Origin of the sequence: Acinetobacter sp. ANC 4805, assembly GCF_022549495.1 — a bacterium.
Classification (GTDB): domain Bacteria; phylum Pseudomonadota; class Gammaproteobacteria; order Pseudomonadales; family Moraxellaceae; genus Acinetobacter.
In genome coordinates this window covers 1-25,955 of sequence record NZ_JAKZGD010000012.1, presented here as the reverse complement: position 1 = coordinate 25,955, position 25,955 = coordinate 1, and the positions used below count along the sequence as shown (strand labels likewise).

The following is a 25,955-nucleotide window of genomic DNA, read 5'->3' as shown; positions in this document are numbered from 1 at the left end:
ATGTCTAGCAAGTGGTTAATTCTTGCAATCGTTGTATTGATTTATCTCCCTGTATCAATTGATGCAACTGTCCTCCATGTCGCAACACCGACTTTAATTGAGTCCCTTTCATTATCAGCCAATCAGTTACTTTGGATCATTGATATTTATTCTTTGGTTATGGCGGGGTTGATTTTACCTATGGGTGCGCTAGGTGATCGTATCGGTTTTAAAAAGCTCATGATCATTGGTGGTATCTTATTTGGTTTTGCTTCACTAGCAGCTGCATTTTCAACAACAGCATGGGCATTAATTGGTTCACGCGCATTGTTGGCAGTGGGCGCAGCCATGATTTTGCCTGCGACTCTATCTGCGGTTCGTAATACTTTTCTTGATGAAAGACAACGTAATTTCGCTCTAGGCATTTGGGCAACAGTTGGAGGCGGCGGTGCAGCCTTTGGTCCATTACTGGGTGGTTTTCTATTGGAGCATTTTCATTGGGGTTCTGTGTTTTTGATTAATGTTCCGATTGTGTTGGTCGTGTTGGCATTCGCAGCATTTGTAATTCCAAAACAATCAGGGCAGCCAAAGCAAAATCTAAATCTGTTGCAAGCGATTGTTTTGGTTGTCGCCATTTTGAGTATGATCTATGCGATTAAATCGGTGATGCATGGTTTTTCAATTTGGTCGGTTTTAATCTTCGCTGTTGGTTTCAGTTTATTGGTCGGATTCATCCGAAAACAATTAACATCTGTTTCCCCTATGATTGATATTAAATTGTTTAAACACCCTGTGATTGCGACAGGCGTGGTGATGGCAATTGTATCAATGATGGCCTTAGTCGGATTCGAGTTGCTGATTTCACAGGAATTACAATTTGTTTATCAGCTTTCACCGTTGGCAGCAGGGGCATTTATTTTACCCTTTATGATTGCGATCAGTTTGGGTGGTCCAATTGCCAGTATGCTGGTCAATCGTTTCGGTCTGCGCTCAGTTGCATCGCTTGGTATGTTGATGAGTGCTGTGGGTTTGTGGGGTTTGGCAAATACCGACTTTATGCAAGCGAAAATGCAGGTATGGAGTTGGATGGTGGTATTGGGTCTGAGTGTTGAAATTGCATTATTGGCTTCAACTTCTGCAATTATGTCCTCAGTTCCACCAAGTAAAGCAGCTGCCGCAGGTGCGATTGAAGGGATGGCTTACGAGCTAGGTGCAGGTTTGGGTATCGCATTTTTTGGTCTGATGTTGTCATGGTTCTATGCCAACTCGATTGTGATTCCAATCGATATACCGCATAACCTGTTGCAACAGGCGAGTAGTTCAATTGGAGAGGCGATTCAAGTGGCGAAACAGTTACAGCCAACAATTGCTGAACATTTGATTCAAGCAGCGAAACAGGCCTTTAGTCAATCGCATCGTTCAGTGCTGAATGTGGCTGCTTTATTGTTCTTGGTATTGGCAATATTTATTTGGTTTACATTGCCGAAGAGAGTCGTGGTTGTTGAAGAGAATAATGAATAAGAAGTTGAGGGAGACATTGAATGATCTCCCTCAAGAGTCTACTTAAAAGCCAAACACTTTTTTTAATGCTGCTAAAATTTCTTGGCTTCGATTTTTTTCAAAATTAGCGATGTCTTCCCATGCTAAATTAAACTCGGGATGAATATAATTTCTTTCTTTATAGCCTTTAATTTTATCTTGACTATAGTTTTCAGCTAGCCAGACTTCAGGATCTTTAGCTCTTTTTGCTATATTTTCACTTCCTTGTAGAAGTTGTAAATTATAAAGATTGTGTGCTTGATCTTTATAATTTGTAGGTAATGCCTTATTTTTAGTATTAAATTTTGATTTTGGATAGATATGGTCTATATGGAAAGTGGAATTTTTATAGTCTAAATGAGGATATAACAATTGTAGCACTGGTAAGGTAGCAGGATTACCATATTGTAAATAAAGCATATTTTCTACATCACTTTCCAAAATTTTTAGAGGTTTTTTAGAATGGATAGATAGTTTTTCATTAATCTCTTGAAAGCTATTTGAGTTTTTTATGATATCTGCAACGATTGTCAATGTATTATCTAAAGAGGTAGAAAAATAGCTTGTAATCTGTGCATTTCTGACAAATCGTAGCATTTCATCTTTATCTTCTTGCGTAATAGATGGTTTTTTATAAAAATAATAGGCAAGAGTGGATAATATATAAGCTGATGATAAACGTTTCCGATACCCAAATTCTTGTAATAATGTGATTGCCTTAAAAATTGCACTTGTTATTGAAGTCCAATTTGTTTCAATTTTATTGATATTGTTTTTGTTGAAATTTTTAAGTTGAAAAATATGGTTGCTTTCGGTCAATAGAAAACAAGTTTTTAAAACCTGATCTCTACTCATAAGATTAAAACCTTCTTCTTGAATCTCATCCACAAAACTATTCATCAGATCTCGAATATCAGAAGAAAAATTTGCAGTGAGTATAGACATGAGTAGATCAGAATAAGAAAGTTGTGTTCCACCACTATTGACACGGATAAAGATTTTAAGAACTTTATCAAGATTTTTTTCAGTTTCTTCAAAAAAAGAGATTAGGTTTTCTACACATAAAGCATTTTTTAGTTTTTCAAGAATGAAAGCTTCTCCAGTTGATAATTTATTATTGATTGTATATTCAAGTGGGCTTTTTATTTCTAATATTTCACCAACTTTAAACCAATAATTATTTTGATCTATGTCAGGAATAGATTTCGCTGTAAGAAATTCAAAATGATAATTATCATCTGGGTTATTATCATCAGGATGGTAACGTAAATTTAAATACAGTTTTTTTTCTTCAAAAGCATCTTGAGAGCTTTTCCATGCACCATGTCTACGTAGCGTTCTTGTTCCTTTTAACCCAATAAATAAAGATGTTAAACGTTGTTGTCCATCTAATACAATAGAAAGATCATCGGCATTGATTTTTTCAATATTAATTTTTTCATTATGCTTTTTTCTTGAATCATAATTTTCTACAAATTTATAAAGCTGAAAATTAAGTTTGTCAGAATTCTCTTGAATATCTTTGTTTGTTTCAATATCATTTTTTTTGAGTTTCCAAAAAAGAAATGAACCAATAGGATAACCTCTAAGAATGGAGTCAAAAAGATTTTCAATTTTTTTTTCATTAGTTCGGTTTAACCAAACGTATTCCCTTTGTATATCGGGAAGAAAATAGCTTTGATTTAATTCATTGATTACGTTCTTAATCGATGTATCTCTAAAATGCCCCATTTTTATTCCTGTGTAGCTTTAAATTAATTGGTGTAAATAAAATTTTATTGAGAGGTCAGTGTATTTCAATTTTAAAAGTAAAAACAGTATCAAACTCTTGGGTTAATCATTAATTCTATAGCCTAGATCTATTATTAGTTTAATCGCACAAATATTATGCTTAATTAGTTGATCAAATTATAAATGTGACACTATTTGATACTCGGTAAGGAATTCATATTAAGGTAAGTTAAACCCAAATTGGCGTAAGATATTGCACAGCTGAATCATTGGTAAACCCATCAACGTAGTTTGATCATCACCAACCATTTTTTCAAATAAACTAATCCCTAGGCTCTCACATTTAAAACTGCCCGCACAATGCAACGGCTGATCAATTTCGATGTAACGTTCAATTTCCGCCAATGTCAGTTGACGAAATTTCACTTGGTAATGCTCAACCAGTGTGGTTTCAAAGCCAGACTGTAAATGTTGAACACTGAGCGCCGTACTAAAAAACACAGTCTGACCCGAGTTTGCCTGTAATTGTTGAATGGCATTTTCAATACTCAAAGGCTTACCAATAAAGTCATACGGCGCGTGTTCACGCCAAGCGACTTGATCAGAACCAATCACAATCGCATTTGGATGTTGTTGTGCAATAACTTGCACTTTCTCAAAAGCGAGACGTTTAGCTAAATCATCGGCATGCAATTCACCCATTGCAGATTCATCAATATCGGGTGAAATGCAATGATAATCGAGCCTTAAACGATTCATTAAGTCTTTACGGGTTTGGCTGCTAGAAGCCAAAATCAGTTCAAACTGACTCATTAGACTGCATATTCCACAAGAATATTGAGCGGCACATAGTGCAAAACTGCATTATGGCAGGCATTCAGTTTAATCGGTGGGGCGTGACCTGCTTCATATGCTTCAACCCAGCGTGTGACACAGATACACCAAAAATCACCAGGTTTTAATCCAGGGAAACCCACTTCTGGCAAAGGTGTAATCAAGTCATTGCCTACTTTTTGTGAAAAACTTAAAAAATCTGAAGTCATTTGCGCGCACATAGTGTGCTGACCTAAGTCAGTGACCGCCGTGTGGCAGAAACCATTACGAAAATAGCCCGTGATCGGGTCAAAGCAACAGCTAGATAAAGGTTCGCCAAGAACATTTAAACGATTAATTTTTGGATCAGGATGAATAGACATAAGAATACAAAGATTTAATGACGATGATTATGATAATCAAAAGTGAAATTTTAGACAGCTTTTCTGCAAAAAAACTCACCTTTATTTCAGAGAATCATTTAAAATTGTGCCGTTTTTAAAATCAACTAGAGAGCCATCCATGAATTTTCAGCGCATGACTGACCTTGATTTAGCAGGTAAACGTGTTCTTATTCGTGAAGACTTAAACGTTCCTGTAAAAAATGGGAAAATTACCAGCGATGCACGTTTACGTGCTGCATTGCCAACCATTAAAGCGGCTTTAGAAAAAGGCGCTGCGGTGATGGTATTTTCTCATCTTGGTCGTCCTGTAGAGGGTGAGCCAAAACCAGAACAATCACTTGCACCTGTCGCTGCTTATTTAAGTAATGCTTTGGGTCAAGATGTTAAATTATTCACTGATTATTTAGATGGCGTTGAAGTTGAAGCGGGTCAAGTGGTATTACTTGAAAATGTACGTTTCAACCACGGCGAAAAGAAAAATAAAGAAGAGCTTGCACAAAAATATGCAGCGCTTTGCGATGTATTCGTTATGGATGCATTTGGTACTGCACACCGTGCAGAAGCGTCAACAGAAGGTGTCGCGCGTTTTGCTCAAGTTGCTGCTGCGGGCCCATTATTGGCTGCTGAATTAGATGCGCTAGGTCGTGCAATGCAAACACCTGAAAAACCAATGGTGGCAATTGTTGCAGGTTCTAAAGTATCAACTAAACTCGATGTATTAAATTCACTCTCTACACTTTGTGATCAATTGATCGTTGGTGGGGGGATCGCCAATACATTCTTAGCTGCTGCTGGTTTTAATGTTGGTAAATCACTTTACGAAGCTGATTTGATTGAGACTGCAAAACAAATTGCTGCAAAAGTAAGTGTTCCATTACCAACAGATGTAGTGGTTGCTGATGCAAGTCAAATTAACTTTGAAGACTTCTTAGGTTCTTTGGCAAATGCACAAGCCGTTGTGAAAAAAGTTGCAGATGTAACTGACACCGACATGATTTTAGATGTTGGTCCAGAAACAGCACAAGCATTTGCAGAAATTTTAAAATCTTCAAAAACAATCCTTTGGAATGGTCCAGTGGGTGTGTTTGAGGTGGATCAGTTTGGTGAAGGGACGAAGGCACTTTCATTGGCAATTGCTGAGTCAGCTGGTTTCTCAATTGCAGGAGGTGGTGATACTCTCGCAGCAATTGATAAATATGAAGTTGCAGATCAAATCGGTTATATCTCAACAGGTGGTGGCGCATTCTTGGAATTTGTAGAAGGCAAAACTTTACCTGCGGTCGCTGTACTGCTTGAGCGTGCTTAATAAAGATTTACCCTTTGATATATAACGAAAGATAAAAAAGGAGTCGATGCAAATCGGCTCTTTTTATTTTGTCATCAAAGTGTCATATATTTGCAATATAATTGTCATTAACTTAAGCAAGTAACTGTGGAAAGCCGTGATGAAATTGAAATTAACCCTTGCCGCTTTAATTATTGCTCCGATGATGCTAACAGCATGTGGAAAGAAAGAAGAAGCGAAAAATGTTGAACAGCAAGAACAAGTAGCTTCAGATGTATCAGCACCGACTACTCCAGAGCAACAAGCTGCGATTGCTGCAATTGATAAACCAGAATTACAAGAGACGAAAACTGCTGAAGTGGTAAGTCCTGCTTCAGAAGTAGCTGCGAGCGAAGCTCACTAAGCTGCAATAACTAAAAAAGCCGATATTGAATATCGGCTTTTTTGTATTTATGAATTGGCTTTACAATAAAAAGTCAAGGTTGTTTGATAATCATCATCTTTGGCTAGTAGAGATGCATTTTTACCCTTAATTGTTCCAATGACACCAGCAGCAGCCTCAACCAACTTTCCAGTTTGTTCATCGACTACACCTTTTAAAACCCCTTGATATGCCGTTTTTTCATCAACAACAATTGGGGATGTATTACGTGTGCAGGTTTTTTGCGCCGCACTAATCGCATTGTTTTTTGCAATCAGATTGGTTTTACCAACTCCTGTCACTTCATATTGATTGTTTTCTTTTTGAATGGCGAGGGTATTGGTTGGTGTTGATGCACATGCAGTAAGTCCAAGTGCCAAGCCACCTAATAAACTCATGATGAACGTTTTTTTCATTGCTTCTTCTCAAGTCGTGATCTAATTGTATTATTTGAACATATAATTTTTGATAGCCTTTGCAGCTTATGTACAGTTTATAGTGAGACTCTGTTAAATTTCTCAAATTACTAATTAAGCAGGGATTAAACGTGGTAGAAATCAGTTAGATTATGCTAATCTAAACAAATCCTTGTGTTAGTTAGATTCATGTCAATGACGGACTCAAATATAGAGACAATTCATCAAAATATCCATCAACGTCAATCTATTGGGCAATTAATTGAGCCAGCACCGAATACACAACAACTCGAAAAAGCGGTACAAGCAGCATTAACTGCACCTGATCATCATCGTTTAAAACCCACTCGATTTGTGATCATTACACCTGAGCAACGTGCAGCATTTGGTGAGCATTTGGCAAAAGCTTTAGCTGACTTAGGTGAAAGTGATCCTACACAATTAGAAAGAGCCAAACATCATCCATTTCGCGCACCACTCTTGGTTTTAGCACTTACGACAATTCAGGATCATCCGAAAGTCCCGCACTTCGAACAAATTTTAAGTACGGGTGCAGCCATTCAGAACTTTTTATTGTCTTTGCAAGCACAAGGTTTTGCAAGTATGTGGCGTTCTGGAGCCGTGGTAGAATCAAATTGGCTTAAACAACAGTTGGGCTTAAAAGAGCAAGATTTAATTTCAGGTATTATTTATATTGGAACAGCAGCGAAAGCGATTGCTCCTCGTGCAGAAATAGATCCCCAAGAATTTGTAAAAGTGTGGCAAGTAATTTAATAATCTTATTTGTGAATGATTAAAGAAAGAAATTGGTTTCAGGATAAAAAATGACAGCGTTAAAATTTAGTGATTTAGTTGAGCCTGTGGCAGTAGATCAAAAAACAGCATTAAGAATTACGGTATTGGGCGGTGGTAGTTTTGGTACAGCAATGGCGAATTTAGCCGTGCGTAATGGCTGCGATACCATGATTTGGATTCGTGATGCGGCTGTAGCAGAAGAAATTAACCAAACTCATATCAACAAACGTTATTTACCTGATTATCCATTAGAGCCTGCTTTACGTGCTGTTGCTGACCTAGAGTTAGCTGTGCGTGATCGAGATATTATTTTGGTCGCAATTCCTAGTCATTCATTTCGTGATGTTTTAAAACAAATTGCGCCGTTTATTACGGCTCAAGCGGTAGTTTCATTGACCAAAGGCATTGAAGCAAAAACGTTTAGTTTTATGAGTGAAATTATTCGAGATGAACTGCCAGAAGTCCCTTATGGTGTTTTATCAGGGCCTAATTTAGCAAAAGAAATTATGGCAGGCATGCCATCAGGAACAGTCATTGCAAGTGAATCGGAATTGGTTCGCTACGCGGTACAACATGCATTACATAGCGCATTGTTCCGTGTTTTTGGTAGTGATGATGTACACGGTGTGGAACTTGGTGGTGCATTAAAAAATATCTATGCGGTTGCCATGGGAATGGGGGCAGCTTATAACATTGGTGAAAATACCAAGAGTATGATTTTAACCCGTGCTTTGGCTGAAATGAGTCGTTTCGCCGTAAAGCAGGGTGCGAATCCTTTAACTTTCTTAGGGCTTTCTGGGGTAGGTGATTTATTTGCAACCTGTAATAGCCCATTAAGTCGTAACTATCAAATTGGTTTTGCACTCGGTTCAGGTAAAACACTTGATCAAGCAACTAAAGAATTAGGTCAAACAGCTGAAGGGATTAATACCATTGTTCAAGTGCGTGCCAAAGCACAAGAACTTGATGTGTATATGCCAATTACCAATGCTTTATATGAAGTCATTTTTGAAAATGCGCCACCAATGACGATTGCTTTATCATTGATGAAAAATGGTCATCGTAGTGATGTAGAATTTGTTTTACCGCACCATGAAGTCTAATCAAAAAACTGTCATCAATCATGGTTAAGATATAGGTATAAAAAATAAGGTCATTTTATGCAATTAACTTTAGTTCGTCACGGTGAAGCATCTCCAGCAATCAATGGCAATGATACACAACGTCCATTAACAGTGCGTGGGCATCAGCAAGCAGAGCAAACAGGGCATTTTTTAAAAGATGTCATTCAGCCTGAAATTTTTATTGTCAGCCCATTATTACGTGCCCAAGAAACTTTGGTACATATTAAGGCGCATTTTCACGGTATTCCTGTTTTAATTTGCGATAAAATTAAGCCTGATGATGATGCCAAAGATGCAATTGAGTGGTTATCAAAACTACCCTATGAATCTATTGCTGTGGTATGTCATATGAATGTTGTAGCACACATTGCAGAACAATTGACTCATGAGCGCTTTAATCCATTTGCATTAGCAGAAGTACGTATTTATGATCAAGCTGTGATTGCCAATGGCTTATCGACACAAAAGAATTGTTTTACACCAACATTATAATTTATATATCCGCGATAGGATAAGGGTACTGAACACCGATGCTGTATATATGGATGCCCGAAACCAATGGAACATGGTATTGGTCGGCTGGGGAAAATTGGTTGCAGGCACACAGCCTTGAACAATTGATTCAAGACTTACAAGCGCATAATGGGAAAGAAGCTGTGGTGTATTTCCCAAGCCGAAATGCGCAAGTGCTACAACAGCCTATGACAAAGGCACATTACAAGCAATTGGGGCAAGAAGGGGTTAAATATCTCTTAGAAGAATATGTCACTTTGCCGATTGATCACATGAAAGTGGTTCACCATTTTCAAAATGATCAGCTCAATGTGATGGGCGTTGCTCAATCTACAATTGAAACATGGCAGCATGCGCTTAGTCTTTTGCCCATCCAAATTGCAGCATTTCTACCTGATTTATTAATCTTGCCGACACCTGAAAAAAATCAGGTTGTTATTGTAAATCTCTATGATCATTTATTGATAAGAGAATCTGAATGGTCAGGTAACTCAGTCGATGATTTAGGTCTGTTCCTAGAGTTCCAAACACCTGAAACCCAGTATAAGTTGGCAAATCTCAATTCAAGCGAATTGGCGAGTGTTCTAGCGGCATCAAGCCAAGATCAATACACTGAATTTAGTTACCAATTTCAGCCATTGCTCAAAGCGAAACAACATCCTTTTAATGTTTTACCTAAATCAAAGAATGCAGAAGTTCAATGGTCAGGCTATTGGAAAGCTTCAGCATTGGTTTTATTCGCCGTGATTTTGGTTCAATTAGGTTATGATGCCTTACGTTGGTCTAAACTCAAAAAAGTTGCAGATCAGACAGCAGTTCAGGCTGTGGATCAATATAAATATTGGTTTGGTGAAAATAGTCGTGTCACGGAACAAAATATTAAAAGTCAGTTTGAAAGCCAACTACGCATGAGTCAGCTTGGTGATACACAGGCCCTTTCTCTGTTAAGCAGGGTTGGGCCGATTTTGATGCAAAAACAGATTATTGCGCAGCAAGTCAATTATGATGCTTCGACTTTGGCAATGTCTTTAAAAGCAAAATCTGCGGATGATTTACAAGGATTAACTCAACAACTAAACCAACAAGGTTTCCAAGCTGAATTGGGCAATGTCCAAGCGGATTCAGTTGGTGCGATTGGGGTGGTAAAAGTAAAATAATGAAAGCATTAACAAGTCTACAAAATAGTTTCGATCAGAAAATTGAAGCGCTAAATCAATATTTGCAGGGTTTGTCTGTACGTGAACGCGTAATGGTGATTTTTACGACGATCTTCTTGGTTGTTGTGATCATTGGCTTTGCCTTATGGAAAATGCATGCCTTGGCAGATCAACAGCAAAAACGTTTAAATGAATTGAAAGATTTAACGGTTTGGATGCAAAGTAATGCTGCAACGATGAAACCTGCCAATGATCTTGAACTATCTGCAGCAGATAAAATTCAACGTACAGCACAACAACAAGGTTTAGCAGTTTCTTCACAGCAAAATGGCGATCAAATACAACTTGTTGCTGAACACCAAAATTATGCTGTGCTTGCAAACTTTTTAATGCAACTATCGCAGATGGGATTAAGCATCCAAAAAATGGACATGGTCTCAAGCAATAACCAAATCAAGTTAACCGCAACCGTTCAATGATGAAGTCACGTATATGAATGAACGTAATGATGGAATTATTAGTTTTGAATCACTTTAATAATGGTTTGTCCATGCTTCGACTGCACATCTAAAACAGAATGAATTTTTTCGAGACGAATTTTCATACTGCGTAAGCCAATATTGACGTTGGTTTTATTAACCTCTTCAACATTAAACCCGATACCATCATCTTCAATTTCTAAAATGATTTGTTTGAGATCGGAAAAATATAAACGAATGAAGACCTTTTTTGCATAACTATGTTTGATTACATTGGTTAACGCTTCTTCGGTAATTCTTAATAACGTTAAACATTCCAATGCACTCGGTTGAGCGTGCCAGATTTCGGCAAAGTCCCAAACAGATTGAATCCCTAATTCATTGAAAATTTGACTAAATCTATGTCTAATCGGTGCTCCCCATAAAATGGGAGTTTGGGGAATTTCACTGGCGATACTTGAACCACTATCAATAACTTCTCGAAGATCATCTCGCAAAAGTTTCAGGATGGATAAGAAATGCTGGTTATCAAAATTTTCCTTACTTTGGCTAATAACGCCAATAGAGCGGACGAGGGAGCTGCCTAAAATATCATGTAAGTCATGAGAAAATTGCAATCGCTCCTGATGTCGAATTTTTTCCAATTCAATTTGATGAATATTCAGAATATCTTTTATATTGCTAATAATTAATAAGGTTGAAAAAATCAGCACAACAAAGAAAAAACAAAGTTGTATTTGAAACCAATCATGGTCTGAGTGAATTGTTTGGAAAGTGATATTCTGATCTATGATCGGTAAAATAACCACTAAACCTGAGAGTAAGAAAAGAATTTTTATTGACTGGTCTACAAGATTGTTCGCATTTTTAGATAAGATTTTTGGGAGCTTCAGGCAGACAATACTGGTGGAGAAAAAGAAAGAAACGACCAATATAAACTCTAGTTTTGTCTTTACATATGAAAAATAAAATAAGGTGGGTATAAAAATACTGGTCAAAATCAGGCCAAATTTGGAAGAAATAGGGCTGTTAAATTTATATAGAATGGATTGTGAAAATGAAAAAAATATAGCCAAATACATCAGGCTGAAAGTAAAAATCCAATGTGGTATTTGGGGGATTGGTGTTAAATGTAAAATTAAGAGTGTACCCCCTGACGTCACGAGGAAAAGGGATAACCAAAAAATTGATAATGGTAGATATCTTCTTAATACCGTTGTAAGTAAGATAGTACCGAATATAATGATGAATATTGGAATAAAAAGATTAAATAAATTTTGGATAATAGACATTTTTATGAATTCTTTGCTGAATTTATTAAAATAAACCGAATGAATATGCAATTTTTATCGCTTTAGAGCGGCTATCAACGGCTAGTTTGCTATAAATATTGCGTAAATGTGCTTCTATTGTATAGCGTGATAGCCCTAACTCATCAGCTATATCCTGATTATTGAGACCTTGAGTAACAAACTCTAATATTTCTAATTCTCTACATGATAAATTTTCAGGAGAGTTTTTTATTTTTTGTGGCTTTTTTACCATATTCGCCAAAATAATTTGTGCTAGAAAGGGATCTATTGGTGTACCTCCTTTTAGTATTTGTTTGATCGACATCAATACTTCAAAATCATCACGTTCTTTAAGCAGATATCCAGTTGCACCTGCTTGTATTGCTTTGAATATTGCATCTCTTGTACTCCAAGCAGATATTACCAAAATTGGTACATTGGGATTTTTTTGGCGTAATATTCGTATAAGCTTGGTGCCATTTCCATCAGGTAAGCCGAGATCAACTAATGCAAAAGCAATATTTTGTGATTTTACTGCTGCAATCGATTTGCCTAAAGTATCTGAGGAAATTAAATCACTATTTTTATAGTTAACCTCTATTAATAATTTTTTTAATCTATTTTGAATAATATGGTCATCTTCAACGATTAAAACAGGTCTTGGTAGGTCGAATGTGGAAATGTGTGTTTCTAAATGTGCTTCTTTTTCTATTGTTTGTTCAATCATAATAATTATCAAGTTGTGAAGCTATGTTCAATTATAAACAGCCTTTATGTATTTTCTACTTTTTTTGTCAGATAATTGGATTAAATGGTTTTTTATTTTAGTTTGATATTTAATTCATAATAAATAGATATGTTAAAAATATTAACTAAACATTTTTCCTAGATTGTCATATCTTTAGTTTCTTGGGGTTAAAAATGAATCGTACATAGTTTATCGGAGCTTGTTGATTTAAAGATTAGGCAATCTGCGCTAACGAATTAAGTTGATCATAATACATAGCTTGAAACCGAAATGAAGATATATTCAATCAGGCTATGTAACTTTTTTGATTGAACCAATCTACCCGATTTTGTGTAGCCAGTTCACATCGGTCAAAGCATTATTGTATAAATTTTCCAGCCATACCAATGAGTGCTTTAAAATTTGTTGCTTCGAGTCGTGCAGTATAACGAATAGACAAATACCACACTCTTGTCACTGTGATGAATTGTATCTTTAGGTATATCAAGCCCATTGAGTGCTTGCTCAAACCTACCCAAAACCATGTTTATTCTCCGTATCGATATTTTTCATCCTATGATTGCGCGTAAAAAGACATCAATGATAAGTACTGTAAAACCTAGCCTGAATTGGTTTGAATATCGGTGAAATCAGCAGCTCTGAGCAGTATCGCTTCGCAAGGTTTGGAGACGTTGAAATTACGTTTAACCAAATCATCTGCTTGCTTTGGATCACAACAGCGATGTGTTGTACGTTTATTCTTTCCACGCGATAATCTCCAGCACTTTATTGGGCTAATAGATGCTATATTTCATTGGTTTTTGTTGATCTAATGCTTTTGATAGCATATTCGAAGTGACTCAGGTGTACAGCCAATTTTAGGTGCAATGGCTATCACTGTTGCCCAAGTCGAGGGGCGTTTAATTGAAGGAACTAAGCTGATCCAAGTTTAGTTCCTTTTTTGTATTATCAAAAATGCATGTGGATAAATCACAGATAAGTCCACTTAGATTAAAAATCCTAATAAAACCAGAAAATTGTTTAATCATGAAGCACTAAAGCCAAGACTCTACAAAATAAGCCTGTGTCAAGCATGGTGTTTTGTTGAGCCTATGCCTATAATACGGCTACTTGAAAAATCAGTAGACTGTGATTGGTATGTTATATTCATTGGCTCGCCCTTTGTTGTTTACTTTAGCACCAGAGCGTGCACATGAACTCACACTTTCTATGCTCGATACAGCGCATAAATTCGGATTAATGCATCAAAAAACTGCACATAAACCCGTAAGTTGTATGGGGATTGAGTTTCCAAACCCTGTTGGTCTTGCGGCTGGTTTAGATAAAAATGGTGCGCATATTGATGCTTTAGCTGCTTTAGGTTTTGGCTTTATTGAAATTGGTACCATTACACCACGTCCACAAGCAGGTAATCCTCAACCACGTTTATTTCGTATCCCTGAAGCAAAAGCAATTATTAACCGCATGGGATTTAACAATGACGGTGTTGATCAACTGATTGAAAATGTCAAAGCTGCTCAGTTTAAAGGTATTCTAGGGATTAATATCGGTAAAAATGCAGATACTGCGGTTGAAGATGCTGTTTCTGATTATTTGATTTGCTTAGAAAAAGTCTATAACTACGCTTCTTATATCACTGTTAATATTTCTTCACCCAATACCAAAAATTTACGTAGTTTACAAAGTGGTGATGCACTTACAGAGTTATTACAAACTTTGAAACAACGTCAACTAGAACTTGCTAAAGAAAATAATCATTATGTTCCTTTAGTTCTTAAAGTTGCGCCAGATTTAACGCCAGAAGATATTACATTTATTGCCAAACAATTATTAAAATTTAAGATTGATGGCTTGATTGTTACCAACACAACACTGGGGCGGGAAGGTGTTGAAAACCTACCGAATGGCAATGAAGCAGGCGGTTTATCAGGTGCACCAGTTTTTGAAAAAAGTACTGAGTGTTTACGTCAGTTTGCCGATGTTTTAGATGGGCAGATTCCTTTAATTGGCGTTGGTGGCATTTTGTCTGGCAATCAAGCAGTCGTAAAACAGGAAGCGGGTGCAAGTTTGGTTCAAATCTATAGCGGACTTATTTATACAGGTCCAACACTTATAAAAGATTGTGTTAATGCGATGACAGTGTGAAATGAACACGCTTGATATCATCATCCTGATCATCTTGCTCATTGGAGGGCTGAACGGTTTGCGTCAAGGATTTATAAAAGCCTTTGCGAACTTGATCGGGTGGATATTCGCATTGGTCATCGGGGCAAAATACGCGGTCATATGGGCACCTGCCATGAGCAGTTTGAGCCAAGACCCCGTTGTGCAAAAAATTGCAGCTTTTGCTTTTATCGTATTAGTGATTGTGATTTGTACTTGGATTATCACCGCTTTACTGAATGGACTCTTGAAAAGCTTAAGGTTGGGCCCATTAAACCGTTTAGCAGGCGGTGCATTTGGTTCGTTAAAAGGTTTGTTAATTGTCTTGATCGCAATGCAGGGTGTTGGTCCTTGGGTGAATAGTTCACCACATTGGAAGCAGTCAAAGTTTGTACAAGTTTTATTGCCTTATGCGCCTTTGGCAACCGAATTATCCAAAGATGCTGCGAATGAAGCGATACATCAAATGACATCTGAAGGTGCGTTATTACATCGCCCTTCAACTGAAATGGATGAGTCAGAACGTGCTTCAGTAGATCAACGTTCTGATCATTCAACGAAAAATCCTTTTTATTAATTGGGGTTAAACCCTGTTCCTAGCTTGTCGCGAGGTTGCTATGTGTGGAGTTGTTGGGATTGCCGGTAAATCGCCAGTAAACCAAATGTTATTTGATGCTTTAACGATGTTGCAACATCGAGGACAAGATGCAGCAGGGATCGTAACTTGCCATCAAGGACGTTTATTCCTCCGCAAAGATAATGGTATGGTGCGAGATGTATTCCATACCCGTCACATGCGTGCTTTGCTTGGTAACTATGGTATTGGGCATGTTCGTTACCCAACAGCTGGTTCATCTAGTAGTGCAGAAGCTCAACCCTTTTATGTGAACTCTCCCTACGGTATTACGCTTGCGCATAATGGTAACTTAACCAATGCTGCAGAAATTCATGATGACCTGTTCACAACAGATTTACGTCATATGAATACGGATTCTGATTCTGAAGTTCTACTTAATGTCTTTGCACATGAATTACAGAAAATTGGTACTTTGAATCCAACGCCAGAAGATATTTTTCACACTGTATCTCGTGTTCATGAACGTTGTAAGGGTGCGTATGGCGTTGTTGCCATGATTACAGGTCATGGTCTTGTTGGTTTCCGTGATCCAAACGGTATTCGCCCTTTAGTTTATGGTTCTAGAGAAACTGAGCAAGGGATCGAATATATTATTGCGTCTGAGTCTGTTGCAATTACAGCACTTGGATTTAAAGTTGAGCGTGATATTGCACCAGGCGAAGCGGTTTTCATTAACTCTAATGGTGAATTATTTACGAAACAATGCGCAGTAAATCCTGAATATCGTCCATGTATTTTTGAATATGTGTACTTTGCTCGCCCAGATGCAACGATTGACGGTATTTCAGTTTATAAAGCCCGTTTAAAAATGGGTGAGAAACTTGCCTACAAGATTTTAAAAGAATGGGGTGAGGAACACGATATTGATGTCGTTATTCCGATTCCAGATACCAGTCGTACTTCTGCATTAGAGTTGGCAAATATTTTAGGTGTAAAATTCCGTGAAGGTTTTATGAAAAACCGTTATATCGGACGTACCTTCATTATGCCAGGTCAACAGCAGCGTAAAAAATCAGTTCGTCAAAAATTGAACCCAGTAGAACTTGAGTTTAAAGACAAAAATGTTCTATTGGTTGATGATTCAATTGTACGTGGCACAACGTGTAACGAAATTATCCAAATGGCACGTGATTCAGGTGCGAAGAAAGTGTTCTTTGCTTCAGCTGCACCTATGGTGAAATATCCAAACGTGTATGGTATCGATATGCCAGCAAAATCTGAATTAATTGCTTCAGATCGTACAGTTGAAGAAATTCGTGAGATTATTGGTGCAGATCGTTTAGTTTTCCAAGATTTGGAAGATCTAAAGAATGCAGTGCGTACCAGCAAAGTACCTGATTTAAGAGAATTTGATTGTTCTGTATTTGACGGGATCTATGTTGCCGGTGGGATTGATAGTGACTATCTCAAAAAGCTTGAACAAAAGCGTAATGACTCAGCAAAAAAGAAAGCAGATGGTTATATTGATGTAAACATTGATGCTTCTTCTGTTGATTTAACGGGTATTAAAGAAGAGTAATCATTTTAATCTGTAGAAAAGCGGGAAATTCCCGCTTTTTTATTTTATGATACTTAAGGCTTCAAAGCCTCTAATATCAACAATGTAATCGGGAAAATTTACATTGAAAGAAATGAGCCATTATTTAATTGAAAATAAGAATATTGCATGGTCGGTAAGTTTCTGCTTGCTTGCAATGTTGTCGACTGTTTTTATTCTCAATTTGATTTTGGGTCTCGTTGTTCATTTCTTTGATTATACTCAACCCATTTGGTGGCATGTTCTTAGTCCATATTTCATCTTTCTTTTATTCTTTGTGATGATTTGGTCGGTTGGTGCTGAGCTGTATGTTTTGCGTGAGGGTGGTCATTCACTGGCAAAACAATTAAAAGCACGACGTCTCGTTTTTGATGAAAGCACGCCTGAAGAAAGTACTGCATTAAAAGTCGTAGAGCAGGTTGCCCAAAGTTTTAAAATAGATACACCCGCTGTTTATGTACTTCCAGATGAAGTGGGGGTCAATGCTTTAACAGCAGGCTTCAAATCTCAAGATATTGTCATTATTTTAACGTGGGGTGCTTTACAAAATTTGGATGAATTAGAGCTTTATGGTTTATTGAGCTATGAATTTAATCAAATTTTATCTGGTGAAGCTGTAGAAAACACCAAATTAAAAATCTTGTACAGTGGTTTAACCACTTTTAGCCAATGGGGCAGTAAGTTAGCACAAGCAGGATATAATCCTTACGCAACGTCTTATCGAAACAAATTCGAAACGATTTTTGTTGCGATTGGCGGTGTTATTTGGTTGGCAGGTAGCTTAGGTATTCTCATTACACGGTTGATTAAATATTTAACTTTGAGTGGTCGAACCTTTCGTAATGATCTAAAAACTATGCGTTTAATGAACAATAATGCCAATATCCAAACCTTATTGCGTATTTATGTACATCATTCAGGCTCACAAATTCATAGTGCTTATTCAGAATCAATTTCACATATGTGTTTTGCAAATTCACTCAGCCCACAAAGCTGGATGAATATTCATCCGAGTATTAAAGACAGGATCTATGAGCTGAATCCAACCTTATTACAAGATTTGCAATTAGAGAACCTGAGAAAATTACGTAACCGACCTTTATTCAGTTTGTTTCGCTCTTTGGAAGAGGAAATGACGGATATGACCCTACCTTGGAGTTCACCACAACCCTTACCGTTGTTACGCTTATCGCCAATTAGTTTTGCCTTAAATGATGCAATTAAACCTTTAAATTCTGAAATGCGGAAAAATAAAAAACGCCCAGAATTGATACAAAGAGCGATGCAAACAGCAACAGGTTCGAGAGAGGTGATGGTCGCGATTTTGATGATTCGTCAATATCGTGAATTTATTCCTCAAGATGCTGCGGTCAGCCATGCAATTGTTGATTCATTATTGCATTTGGATGGTCGAATCCATGTGCAAATCTTCCATGATGCTTGTAAAAATATTGGGCATATGCCGACGAGTATTGCACGTCAATTTTTGACTAAGTTAGCATCTATTATTCAAGAGGATGGCGAGGTTGGCTTACTCGATGCATTACTTTTGGAGCGGGTAAAGCGTGAGTTAAATCTTATGCCTGCGCATTTGCCAACCTCATTTGAAGATGTGAAATCGCAAATTGTACATTTGATTGACGCGTTATTGCATGTACAACAAATCAATAGCCCGAATCAGCTTGAGGTTCGTGAGCGTATTTTACTACAAATTTTAGCACCTGAAGAAATGCGAATCTATGCAGACATTTCAGATGAACCACTTGATTTAGCAGAAATTTTAAACGATGTCTCTGGATTGTTATTGCGAGATCGTCTAAATATTTTAGCGATTGCAGAACGATGTTTATGGAGTGATCGGATTATTACCCAAGATGAATTGGATGTCTTGGAGTTGCTATATTGGCGTTTAGGTTTTGATACGCGTGAAGTGGTTGAACAAATGCAAAAGAAAAATAGTTTGATGATTATTTAAATATTGATTTTATAGGGTTGCTGCCAAGCAAATGGTAAAAAACGTTACGTGACGATCACATAAAATTGCTTAATTTCAAGGTAAGCTTGCCTTTTTATTTTATTCTTGTATTACGTGTTTTTGAGTAAGTTATGCAATATATTGAAATTTTTAAGGCTTTATTTTTAGGATTTATTGAGGGTCTCACCGAATTTTTACCTATTTCAAGTACAGGTCATTTGATTTTATTTGGTCATATGATTGATTTCCATTCCGATGATGGTCGAGTGTTTGAGGTAGTCATTCAGCTTGGTGCAATTTTGGCTGTATATTGGTTATATCGCCAAAAGATTTTTGATTTAGTTAAAGGTTTTTTTAGTGGCGATTCAGCAGCCCGTCATTTTGCTTTCAGTGTTTTAATTGCATTTTTCCCAGCTGTGATTATTGGGATATTCGCAGTCGACTTTATTAAAAGTGTATTATTTAGCCCACTTGTGGTGGCAATTGCGCTCATTGTTGGTGGCTTAGTGATTTTTTGGGTGGAAGCGAAGAATTTTGAGCATAAAACGACAGATGCGACCCAAATTACGTATAAGCAAGCCTTTCTAGTTGGCTGTGCGCAATGTATCGCGATGATTCCTGGAACTTCACGATCAGGTGCAACCATTGTTGGAGGAATGTTTACAGGTTTATCACGTAAAGCAGCGACAGAATTTTCTTTCTTCCTTGCGATGCCGACAATGTTTGGGGCTGCAACCTTTGATTTGATTCGAAATGCTGACGTGCTGACACAAGACAATATGTTGAATATTGGGGTCGGTTTTGTGGCTGCCTTTATTTCTGCATTATTGGTGGTCAGTGCATTGGTCAAATTTGTTGAACGTCATACCTTACGTGTATTTGCTTGGTATCGGATTGTACTAGGTATTATTCTATTATTTATTTTTCTATAAAAATCAAATCTCCCTTTTAGAAAAATTACTAAAAGGGAGCGATTCTAAGTTAAAATCTTTTTCCTTTATTTCCCTTTTGATCTTTAGAATTGGTTCGATAGCAAGATGACAATAGCTAAAATGAATGCCCGAGATTTAATTGTTGATTTACTTTTAGGGTTACAGGGTCGAGAGATCTCGATTAAACAAATTATTATCGCAGCGAAGCTTTTTGAGATTAGTGAAAATAGTATTCGTGTCGCTGTAACTCGTTTATCTAGTGATGGTGTGATTGAGGCGATAGAACGTGGTGTGTATCAATTCACGGCTAAATCACATGAGTGGGCTGATGTGATGTTGAATCGTAAAAATGGAATTAAGCAAACTAAACAATGGGAACAGCAATACTTAGCGGTTTTTACAGGAGAGTTAGGGCGGGTTGATCGTACAGCTTTAAACCGCAGAGAAAGAGCCTTAAAACATTTTGGCTTCAAAGAGTTGGAGCAGGGGATTTATATTCGTCCTGACAATTTAGCAATTTCATTTAATGATATCTTTTTAGCATTACAAGCTTCTGGTTTAGAGCAAAGTGCTAAAATTTGCCAAATTAGCCATTTTGATGAAACAACTTTAGCGAATATTCCTGAGTTGTGGTCAACTCAAACTTTAAACCAAAACTATAAGAAATATAGTCAAATGATTCAAGAATGGTTAGAAACAGTTGAACAATTGACTTTAGATAACGCAGCAAAAGAATCTTTATTGCTTGGTCGTCAAACGATTTCCTTATTGATGAATGATCCGTTGTTACCTGAAGACTTTGTCGATGTACAATTGCGAGAACAATTTGCTCTGAGTGTTCAACAATTGGATCAGACAGGGTTAGAGTTATGGCAAAGGTTTTATGGCGTAAATTTGACCTAATATTACCAAAAATCTATTTTTAATCTATTGATAGAAATATTACTTAATTTAAAATAAAAATTAGATTTATGTATTTTATAAAAATAGTCATGGGTAAGAATATGAATACACGCACAGCAATCAGTGATTTATTCACACGTGAAGAAATCACTGAGTTGACAGCAAAGTCCGATTTACATGGAACTTGGGCTGTTTTTTCAACTTGGGCGGTGATTGGTGGAACTTTCGCTGCTGTTGCAGGTTTTTGGGAATATTTACCGAATTGGGGTAAATTATTGTTGTGTATCGTGGCTTTAGTCATTTTGGCAGGTCGTCAATTGGCATTGGCTATTATCATGCATGATGCTTCACACCAAAGTTTATTTAAAACCAAATGGCTCAATGATATTGCAACGGATTGGCTCTGCGCCCGCCCGATTTGGAATGATTTAAAAAAATATCGCGCGCATCACTTACGTCATCATAGTAAGACTTCTACTGTGGATGATCCTGATTTGTCGCTTGTTGAAGGTTTTCCAACCTCAAAAAAATCGTTGATGCGTAAATTCTTTCGTGATGTTTCAGGGGTAACAGGCTTAAAATTTGCACTTGGACGTGTGCTAATGGATGTTGAGAAAATGGAATGGACGGTGTCAAATGACCGTCGTTGGATTTCTCAAGAGGGGCGTCATTGGACAGATTATCCCAAAACATTCTTAAAAAATAGTGGTGGTGCGATTGCAACTAATGCTGCTTTATTTTCAGTATTGTGGGCAGCGGGTCATCCTAAACTGTATGCACTTTGGGTATTGGCATATTTAACGCCTTTTCCATTGTTATTACGTATTCGTTCTATGGCTGAACATGCGGGTATGCCAACTAGTCATAGTGCTTTAACCAATACACGTACCACAAAGGCTGGTTATCTTGCCCGTGCTTTAGTTGCGCCTATCCATGTCAATTACCATAAAGAACATCATTTGATGGCAACAGTTCCATATTTTAAATTGCCTAAAATGCATCAAATGTTGCTTGAGCGTGGGCATGTGCCTGAGCCACCAACGTATTGGCAAGTTTTGAATGAACTTTCAGATCAAGCTGATTGAAGTCCTATTTAGAGATTCTACTCTCAATCTAAAAAATATAGCGTAATAAATGAGGAATGGATATGGCACTAAGTAAGCATGAAATCATTGAATTTTTAGCTCAAGAATTTCCACAAGCACTTGAAAAAACGAGTATTGAAGAAATAAGTCCGAAAGGGGCACAGTTGCTTTATAAAATTGATCAGAATGATTTACGCCCAGGGCAAACGGTATCAGGTCCAACTTTAATGCTCGTTGCCGATTTTGCGCTTTATGTTGCGATTATGGGACATCTAGGCTTAATTGCCATGGCTGTGACCACCAATATGACGATTAACTTTTTCCGTAAGCCAAATGGAAATCAAGATATTAAAGCAGTGTGTAAGTTAATTAAAGTCGGTAAAACATTGGTGACAGGCGAGGTGTGGTTGTACTCGCTTGATGATGATGAGCCTGTAGCACATGTGATTGGGACTTATGCATTACCACAAAAGGGATAAGTTTTGAAAATTTATTGAGAAAAACACTTAAAAATCATAACAACATTTAAGTATGCGAAAGAGTAAGAACATGCTAAAACTAAATCTGTTCAAATTTATTTGTTCTTACTATTTTCGATTGATATGACACTACCGCCAGACTTAACACCTTTATCGCAAATTGAGTCAAATCAAGAACATATTTTAGCGATTAAACGTAATGATTTACTGCCTTTGCTCAACGATACACATCGTTTGAATAGCTATGCTGATCATTTAGTACAAGCACAGTGTGTTTTGCTAAAGGGTGTTGATCCAAAGCTGAATCAGCAACTAAGTGATGTGATTACTCAGATTATTCAGCAATTATCTGCTTCAAAAAAGTACCTAGGCGGTCGCCGTTTTAATGCTTTGCAGAAATGGTTAGGTATTGATGTTGAATACGATGCGGGACAAATTAAATATGTCAAAGATTTAGACCATTTAATCAGTGAAGCAAATCATTTAAGCCAAAGATTGCAAATCGAAATTCAGAAGTCACAATCACGCTTACAGCAAGTATTGGGTTTAAGAACGCAAATGGCTGCTTATATTCAGGCAGCTGATGAATTTTTAGCTGAATATCCCCAATTTAGTAAGCAACCAGCACTTGATCATTTTGTAGAACGCCTTTCGAAAAAAATAAATACTTTGCAGACCTTACAGACCAGTAATGATATTGCGATGAAACAAATGCAGTTATCACAAAATTTATCTTTTAGTCTTCTTGACCGTTTTAAAGAAGCACAGCAGGTATTGATTCCGGCATGGCAATATCATTTAGAACAAAGTCGTGAGTCGCACTCGATGGCTAGACTAGATCAACTAGATAAAAGCCGAGAAGAATTAATTCAAAATTTGAAAAAATCATTACAGAAATAAGAGGGAAAGAAGATGTCAGATTCGGAACTTAGCAAGCGCTCAAATGAGCTTGAACTCAAGCAAGAGCAGCGTTTTGAGCAACTAAATTTAAAAGAATTAGGTTTGCAGCCTCAAGACTTTGCTGAAGTCATGGACGCACATCAAGAACTTGCAGAAATAAGTACCACTGCGGTAGCTGAATACGGTAAAAATATTGCCAATAAGACTTCAACCTATACCGATGAATTGTTGAATCTTGTTCAAAATAAAGATTTGGATGTGACAGGGCAAAAACTCAATGAAGTGGTACAAGTTGCTCAGCAATTGAATACCTCTAGTATTCTTAATAAATCCAAAAACTCAGGTTTCTTGGGTGGGTTACTGAGTAAATTTAAGGGCGCAAAACAAAGTTTCGATCAACATTTTAATACCACCAAAGAACAAATTGATGTCTTGGTCAAAGAGATTGAAAGCTCACAGTCAGGTCTCAAAGCACGTGTGGGGACATTAGATAAAATGTTTGGTGCAGTGCAAGATGAATACAAACAACTCGGTGTTTATATCGCTGCGGGACAATTGAAACAGCAAGACATTCAGCAAAAAATTTCAACACTAACGGCTCAAGAGCAAGATCAGCAAACCACACAACAGATTTATGATTTAAATCATATTGCCAATAATCTTGAAAAGAGAGTCAGTGATCTACATGTTTTACAACAGTCTGCTATGCAAACTTTGCCGATGATTCGGATTATTCAGTCCAATAATTTGATGTTGGTGGATAAATTTTATGCCATTAAAAATATTACCTTACCTGCATGGAAGAATCAGATTAGTTTGGCAATCTCATTACAAGAGCAAAAAAATAGTGTACAGCTTGCCAAAGCGATTGATGACACCACCAATGAATTATTGCGCCGCAATGCTGAATTGTTGCATCAGAATTCGGTTGACACTGCTAAAGCCAATCAACGTTCTGTGATTGATGTTGAGACCCTTGAACATGTGCAAAATACCCTCATTAAAACAGTAAATGATGTGATTCAAATTCAGAAAGAAGGGATGCAAAAACGTGCGGAAGCCACCACGCGCTTACGTGCTTTGCAAGAGAATTTGAATCATTTAGTGCTTGAGCATAGCCAACCACCTAAATCTTGATATTGCTAATTTTTGAAGGAAAGATCATTGTCACCCATAGACGATTTTAGTGTACAACCTATTGATCAACGTTTGGATGTTTTAAAAAAGCGTCAGCGGCACCTCATGATTTGGTTTATTTTGACCTGTACTTTGGTTGTTGTCACAGTTGCATCTTTGGTTTGGCAGAAAGAATTTATCTATCGTTTCTTTGATCTTTCCACGCATGTTCAGGCATTAGATTTGCCTTATCATGTTCAAGAGTTGGTGCCATTTAAACAGCCAGTCGATTATTTTTTTAATTTACTGTCATGGTTTGGTTGGTTGTTTCTAAAAATCTTTGTTTCATTGATTGGGGCTTTTGTGTTGGTTGGTTGGGTGAAAAAGTTTAAGTTTTTTCAACAACGTTTTCAGGCATGGTCACAACGAATCTTGGCTTGGGTGATTGCTTTTATTCTGCTTTGGTCGGGTCTAAGTTACCTGCAATATAACTGGAAAGATGAAACAGAGCAGGCTTATCAGCAATGGATGAGTTATCAAAATAATATTGTTGAAAGTCAGATTGCACAGGACTTACAACAAGCTAACATTTCAGCAAATGAAAAGGCTTATGTCTTGGCACAAGTCGCATTGCTGCATCAGCCAGTTGATCGTAACACTGCGAATATCTATGTGAACCAGTTGATTAACTCAGAAAAAAGTAATCCAGTTCAATTTAAACAATATGATTTTAAGCCTGAGCAATTATGGGTCATGCAGCAACAGCTCTACGGTAAAAGTATCACCTCAATTACACAACCTTTAGATCTCCGTGCGCAGCAAGCCGAGCGTATTTCTCAGATTGTGAAGGTGATTTTATGTGGATTGATGATAGTGGCTGTTGCTTTAAGTACAGTTTTATATGTGCTTGCCAAAAGCTTTAAAAATCGTCGTGTTCGAATTATCCAAAAATTGGATGCTTCATAAATTAATGTTCGGTTTATCCGATTATTTTCATAAAAACATACTGTTTTACCTATTTAATAATTTTGCGTAGCATAGCCGTATTGAAAGAATTTAACTGATTAGACTACTGAGTATTTGGAGAAATATATGTTAGATCAAAATATTAAAACGCAATTAAAAGCTGACTTAGAACGTTTAGAAAGTCCAATCGAGTTGGTCGCTGCTTTAGATGACTCGGACAAAGCTGCAAAAATCAAAGAACTTGTAACTGAGATTGCAGAACTTTCTGATCAAGTCACGGCACGTTTTGATGGTTTAAATACTCGTCGTCCAAGTTTTGGTGTGGCTAAAGCAGGCGAACAACCGCGTGTGTTCTTTGCTGGTTTGCCAATGGGACATGAGTTCACTTCTTTGATCTTGGCATTATTACAAGTGTCAGGTTATGCCCCTAAAGTCTCTGATGAGGTGTTAAATCAGATCAAAGGCTTAAACTTAAAATCAAACTTTGATGTGTTTGTATCATTGAGCTGCCATAACTGTCCAGATGTGGTTCAAGCATTGAACTTGATTGCAATCTACAATCCAAA

General features: G+C 37.1%; 25 protein-coding genes and 2 pseudogenes. 20 read left to right on the top strand and 7 right to left on the bottom strand.

The window, feature by feature from the left end:
• Entirely contained in the window at positions 1-1,500 is a 1,500-nt protein-coding gene (locus MMP60_RS14445; RefSeq protein WP_241337047.1) for an MFS transporter, read from the top strand.
• 42 nt (positions 1,501-1,542) lie between these two features.
• Here the strand turns inward: MMP60_RS14445 and MMP60_RS14440 are convergent, their stop codons facing one another.
• The 3 genes from MMP60_RS14440 to MMP60_RS14430 all read right to left on the bottom strand — a co-directional run bounded on the left by MMP60_RS14440 (position 1,543) and on the right by MMP60_RS14430 (position 4,445).
• Positions 1,543-3,249 carry a DUF262 domain-containing protein gene (locus MMP60_RS14440; protein WP_241337046.1) on the bottom strand — a complete coding sequence of 569 codons (1,707 nt, stop codon included), beginning with the start codon at positions 3,247-3,249 and terminating at the stop codon, positions 1,543-1,545.
• A gap of 219 nt (positions 3,250-3,468) precedes the next feature.
• Positions 3,469-4,062, bottom strand: a complete 594-nt coding sequence (locus tag MMP60_RS14435; protein ID WP_241337045.1) for a Maf family nucleotide pyrophosphatase — start codon at positions 4,060-4,062, stop codon at positions 3,469-3,471.
• Positions 4,062-4,445: a DUF2237 domain-containing protein gene (locus MMP60_RS14430; RefSeq protein WP_241337044.1), complete on the bottom strand. Its 384-nt coding sequence runs from the start codon at positions 4,443-4,445 to the stop codon at positions 4,062-4,064. The genes MMP60_RS14435 and MMP60_RS14430 overlap by 1 nt, the downstream gene beginning before the upstream one ends.
• A gap of 139 nt (positions 4,446-4,584) precedes the next feature.
• On the opposite strand from MMP60_RS14430, the gene MMP60_RS14425 reads away from it, so the two are divergent.
• Both MMP60_RS14425 and MMP60_RS14420 read left to right on the top strand, forming a co-directional pair.
• Positions 4,585-5,772 carry a phosphoglycerate kinase gene (locus MMP60_RS14425; RefSeq protein WP_241337043.1) on the top strand — a complete coding sequence of 396 codons (1,188 nt, stop codon included), beginning with the start codon at positions 4,585-4,587 and terminating at the stop codon, positions 5,770-5,772.
• A 139-nt stretch (positions 5,773-5,911) separates the two neighbouring features.
• Positions 5,912-6,154: a hypothetical protein gene (locus MMP60_RS14420; RefSeq protein ID WP_018678030.1), complete on the top strand. Its 243-nt coding sequence runs from the start codon at positions 5,912-5,914 to the stop codon at positions 6,152-6,154.
• Positions 6,155-6,201: 47 nt separating this feature from the next.
• Here MMP60_RS14420 and MMP60_RS14415 read toward each other — a convergent pair whose 3' ends face one another.
• Positions 6,202-6,588 carry a hypothetical protein gene (locus MMP60_RS14415; RefSeq protein ID WP_241337042.1) on the bottom strand — a complete coding sequence of 129 codons (387 nt, stop codon included), beginning with the start codon at positions 6,586-6,588 and terminating at the stop codon, positions 6,202-6,204.
• 195 nt (positions 6,589-6,783) lie between these two features.
• Between MMP60_RS14415 and MMP60_RS14410 the strand changes: the two genes are divergently transcribed.
• From MMP60_RS14410 to gspM, 5 genes are read left to right on the top strand one after another with little or no spacing between them, the layout of a single operon-like run.
• Complete coding sequence (locus MMP60_RS14410) at positions 6,784-7,362, top strand: nitroreductase (RefSeq protein WP_241337041.1); 579 nt, start codon at positions 6,784-6,786, stop codon at positions 7,360-7,362.
• Between the two features lie 50 nt (positions 7,363-7,412).
• Complete coding sequence (locus tag MMP60_RS14405) at positions 7,413-8,486, top strand: NAD(P)H-dependent glycerol-3-phosphate dehydrogenase (protein ID WP_018678027.1); 1,074 nt, start codon at positions 7,413-7,415, stop codon at positions 8,484-8,486.
• 57 nt (positions 8,487-8,543) lie between these two features.
• A complete protein-coding gene (locus MMP60_RS14400; RefSeq protein WP_241337040.1) occupies positions 8,544-8,999 on the top strand; it encodes a phosphoglycerate mutase family protein in 456 nt (151 codons plus the stop codon).
• A gap of 38 nt (positions 9,000-9,037) precedes the next feature.
• Positions 9,038-10,177 carry a type II secretion system protein GspL gene (gene gspL, locus MMP60_RS14395; RefSeq protein ID WP_241337039.1) on the top strand — a complete coding sequence of 380 codons (1,140 nt, stop codon included), beginning with the start codon at positions 9,038-9,040 and terminating at the stop codon, positions 10,175-10,177.
• On the top strand, positions 10,177-10,656 hold the full coding sequence (gene gspM / locus MMP60_RS14390) for a type II secretion system protein GspM (RefSeq protein WP_241337038.1): 480 nt from the start codon (positions 10,177-10,179) through the stop codon (positions 10,654-10,656). The genes gspL and gspM overlap by 1 nt, the downstream gene beginning before the upstream one ends.
• A gap of 38 nt (positions 10,657-10,694) precedes the next feature.
• Here the strand turns inward: gspM and MMP60_RS14385 are convergent, their stop codons facing one another.
• The 3 genes and pseudogenes from MMP60_RS14385 to MMP60_RS14375 all read right to left on the bottom strand — a co-directional run bounded on the left by MMP60_RS14385 (position 10,695) and on the right by MMP60_RS14375 (position 13,618).
• Positions 10,695-11,948: an ATP-binding protein gene (locus MMP60_RS14385; RefSeq protein WP_241337037.1), complete on the bottom strand. Its 1,254-nt coding sequence runs from the start codon at positions 11,946-11,948 to the stop codon at positions 10,695-10,697.
• Between the two features lie 25 nt (positions 11,949-11,973).
• On the bottom strand, positions 11,974-12,675 hold the full coding sequence (locus MMP60_RS14380) for a response regulator transcription factor (RefSeq protein WP_241337036.1): 702 nt from the start codon (positions 12,673-12,675) through the stop codon (positions 11,974-11,976).
• 235 nt (positions 12,676-12,910) lie between these two features.
• Positions 12,911-13,618 (bottom strand): annotated as a pseudogene (locus MMP60_RS14375) (hypothetical protein).
• 215 nt (positions 13,619-13,833) lie between these two features.
• On the opposite strand from MMP60_RS14375, the gene MMP60_RS14370 reads away from it, so the two are divergent.
• The 12 genes and pseudogenes from MMP60_RS14370 to MMP60_RS14315 all read left to right on the top strand — a co-directional run.
• On the top strand, positions 13,834-14,841 hold the full coding sequence (locus MMP60_RS14370) for a quinone-dependent dihydroorotate dehydrogenase (RefSeq protein WP_241337035.1): 1,008 nt from the start codon (positions 13,834-13,836) through the stop codon (positions 14,839-14,841).
• Between the two features lies 1 nt (position 14,842).
• Complete coding sequence (locus tag MMP60_RS14365) at positions 14,843-15,436, top strand: CvpA family protein (RefSeq protein ID WP_241337034.1); 594 nt, start codon at positions 14,843-14,845, stop codon at positions 15,434-15,436.
• Positions 15,437-15,476: 40 nt separating this feature from the next.
• Positions 15,477-17,015 (top strand): amidophosphoribosyltransferase, encoded by a 1,539-nt coding sequence (purF, locus tag MMP60_RS14360; protein ID WP_241337033.1) that lies wholly within the window; start codon positions 15,477-15,479, stop codon positions 17,013-17,015.
• A 103-nt stretch (positions 17,016-17,118) separates the two neighbouring features.
• On the top strand, positions 17,119-19,008 hold the full coding sequence (locus tag MMP60_RS14355; RefSeq protein ID WP_241337032.1) for a M48 family metalloprotease: 1,890 nt from the start codon (positions 17,119-17,121) through the stop codon (positions 19,006-19,008).
• Positions 19,009-19,139: 131 nt separating this feature from the next.
• Positions 19,140-19,940 carry an undecaprenyl-diphosphate phosphatase gene (locus MMP60_RS14350; protein ID WP_241337031.1) on the top strand — a complete coding sequence of 267 codons (801 nt, stop codon included), beginning with the start codon at positions 19,140-19,142 and terminating at the stop codon, positions 19,938-19,940.
• 105 nt (positions 19,941-20,045) lie between these two features.
• Entirely contained in the window at positions 20,046-20,843 is a 798-nt protein-coding gene (locus tag MMP60_RS14345; RefSeq protein WP_241337030.1) for a PaaX family transcriptional regulator C-terminal domain-containing protein, read from the top strand.
• 101 nt (positions 20,844-20,944) lie between these two features.
• On the top strand, positions 20,945-21,928 hold the full coding sequence (locus tag MMP60_RS14340) for a fatty acid desaturase family protein (protein ID WP_241337029.1): 984 nt from the start codon (positions 20,945-20,947) through the stop codon (positions 21,926-21,928).
• A gap of 62 nt (positions 21,929-21,990) precedes the next feature.
• A complete protein-coding gene (locus MMP60_RS14335; protein WP_241337028.1) occupies positions 21,991-22,407 on the top strand; it encodes a PaaI family thioesterase in 417 nt (138 codons plus the stop codon).
• A gap of 123 nt (positions 22,408-22,530) precedes the next feature.
• Positions 22,531-23,307 (top strand): tellurium resistance protein, encoded by a 777-nt coding sequence (locus MMP60_RS14330; protein ID WP_241337027.1) that lies wholly within the window; start codon positions 22,531-22,533, stop codon positions 23,305-23,307.
• Positions 23,308-23,319: 12 nt separating this feature from the next.
• Entirely contained in the window at positions 23,320-24,444 is a 1,125-nt protein-coding gene (locus tag MMP60_RS14325; protein ID WP_241337026.1) for a toxic anion resistance protein, read from the top strand.
• 27 nt (positions 24,445-24,471) lie between these two features.
• On the top strand, positions 24,472-25,389 hold the full coding sequence (locus MMP60_RS14320) for a hypothetical protein (RefSeq protein WP_241337025.1): 918 nt from the start codon (positions 24,472-24,474) through the stop codon (positions 25,387-25,389).
• Between the two features lie 126 nt (positions 25,390-25,515).
• Positions 25,516-25,955 (top strand): annotated as a pseudogene (locus tag MMP60_RS14315) (alkyl hydroperoxide reductase subunit F); the annotation flags it as partial.

Excerpts from the sequence above, each read along its gene's own strand:
- MMP60_RS14350 (WP_241337031.1), top strand. The coding sequence starts at position 19,140 with ATGCAATATATTGAAATTTTTAAGGCTTTATTTTTAGGATTTATTGAG.
- MMP60_RS14385 (WP_241337037.1), bottom strand. The coding sequence starts at position 11,948 with ATGTCTATTATCCAAAATTTATTTAATCTTTTTATTCCAATATTCATC.
- MMP60_RS14345 (WP_241337030.1), top strand. The coding sequence starts at position 20,046 with ATGACAATAGCTAAAATGAATGCCCGAGATTTAATTGTTGATTTACTT.
- MMP60_RS14435 (WP_241337045.1), bottom strand. The coding sequence starts at position 4,062 with ATGAGTCAGTTTGAACTGATTTTGGCTTCTAGCAGCCAAACCCGTAAA.
- purF (WP_241337033.1), top strand. The coding sequence starts at position 15,477 with ATGTGTGGAGTTGTTGGGATTGCCGGTAAATCGCCAGTAAACCAAATG.
- MMP60_RS14420 (WP_018678030.1), top strand. The coding sequence starts at position 5,912 with ATGAAATTGAAATTAACCCTTGCCGCTTTAATTATTGCTCCGATGATG.
- MMP60_RS14440 (WP_241337046.1), bottom strand. The coding sequence starts at position 3,249 with ATGGGGCATTTTAGAGATACATCGATTAAGAACGTAATCAATGAATTA.
- MMP60_RS14400 (WP_241337040.1), top strand. The coding sequence starts at position 8,544 with ATGCAATTAACTTTAGTTCGTCACGGTGAAGCATCTCCAGCAATCAAT.
- MMP60_RS14415 (WP_241337042.1), bottom strand. The coding sequence starts at position 6,588 with ATGAAAAAAACGTTCATCATGAGTTTATTAGGTGGCTTGGCACTTGGA.
- MMP60_RS14365 (WP_241337034.1), top strand. The coding sequence starts at position 14,843 with ATGAACACGCTTGATATCATCATCCTGATCATCTTGCTCATTGGAGGG.
- MMP60_RS14380 (WP_241337036.1), bottom strand. The coding sequence starts at position 12,675 with ATGATTGAACAAACAATAGAAAAAGAAGCACATTTAGAAACACACATT.
- MMP60_RS14425 (WP_241337043.1), top strand. The coding sequence starts at position 4,585 with ATGAATTTTCAGCGCATGACTGACCTTGATTTAGCAGGTAAACGTGTT.
- MMP60_RS14330 (WP_241337027.1), top strand. The coding sequence starts at position 22,531 with ATGACACTACCGCCAGACTTAACACCTTTATCGCAAATTGAGTCAAAT.
- MMP60_RS14370 (WP_241337035.1), top strand. The coding sequence starts at position 13,834 with ATGTTATATTCATTGGCTCGCCCTTTGTTGTTTACTTTAGCACCAGAG.
- gspL (WP_241337039.1), top strand. The coding sequence starts at position 9,038 with ATGCTGTATATATGGATGCCCGAAACCAATGGAACATGGTATTGGTCG.
- MMP60_RS14325 (WP_241337026.1), top strand. The coding sequence starts at position 23,320 with ATGTCAGATTCGGAACTTAGCAAGCGCTCAAATGAGCTTGAACTCAAG.
- MMP60_RS14430 (WP_241337044.1), bottom strand. The coding sequence starts at position 4,445 with ATGTCTATTCATCCTGATCCAAAAATTAATCGTTTAAATGTTCTTGGC.
- MMP60_RS14410 (WP_241337041.1), top strand. The coding sequence starts at position 6,784 with ATGACGGACTCAAATATAGAGACAATTCATCAAAATATCCATCAACGT.
- MMP60_RS14405 (WP_018678027.1), top strand. The coding sequence starts at position 7,413 with ATGACAGCGTTAAAATTTAGTGATTTAGTTGAGCCTGTGGCAGTAGAT.
- MMP60_RS14340 (WP_241337029.1), top strand. The coding sequence starts at position 20,945 with ATGAATACACGCACAGCAATCAGTGATTTATTCACACGTGAAGAAATC.
- MMP60_RS14335 (WP_241337028.1), top strand. The coding sequence starts at position 21,991 with ATGGCACTAAGTAAGCATGAAATCATTGAATTTTTAGCTCAAGAATTT.
- gspM (WP_241337038.1), top strand. The coding sequence starts at position 10,177 with ATGAAAGCATTAACAAGTCTACAAAATAGTTTCGATCAGAAAATTGAA.
- MMP60_RS14445 (WP_241337047.1), top strand. The coding sequence starts at position 1 with ATGTCTAGCAAGTGGTTAATTCTTGCAATCGTTGTATTGATTTATCTC.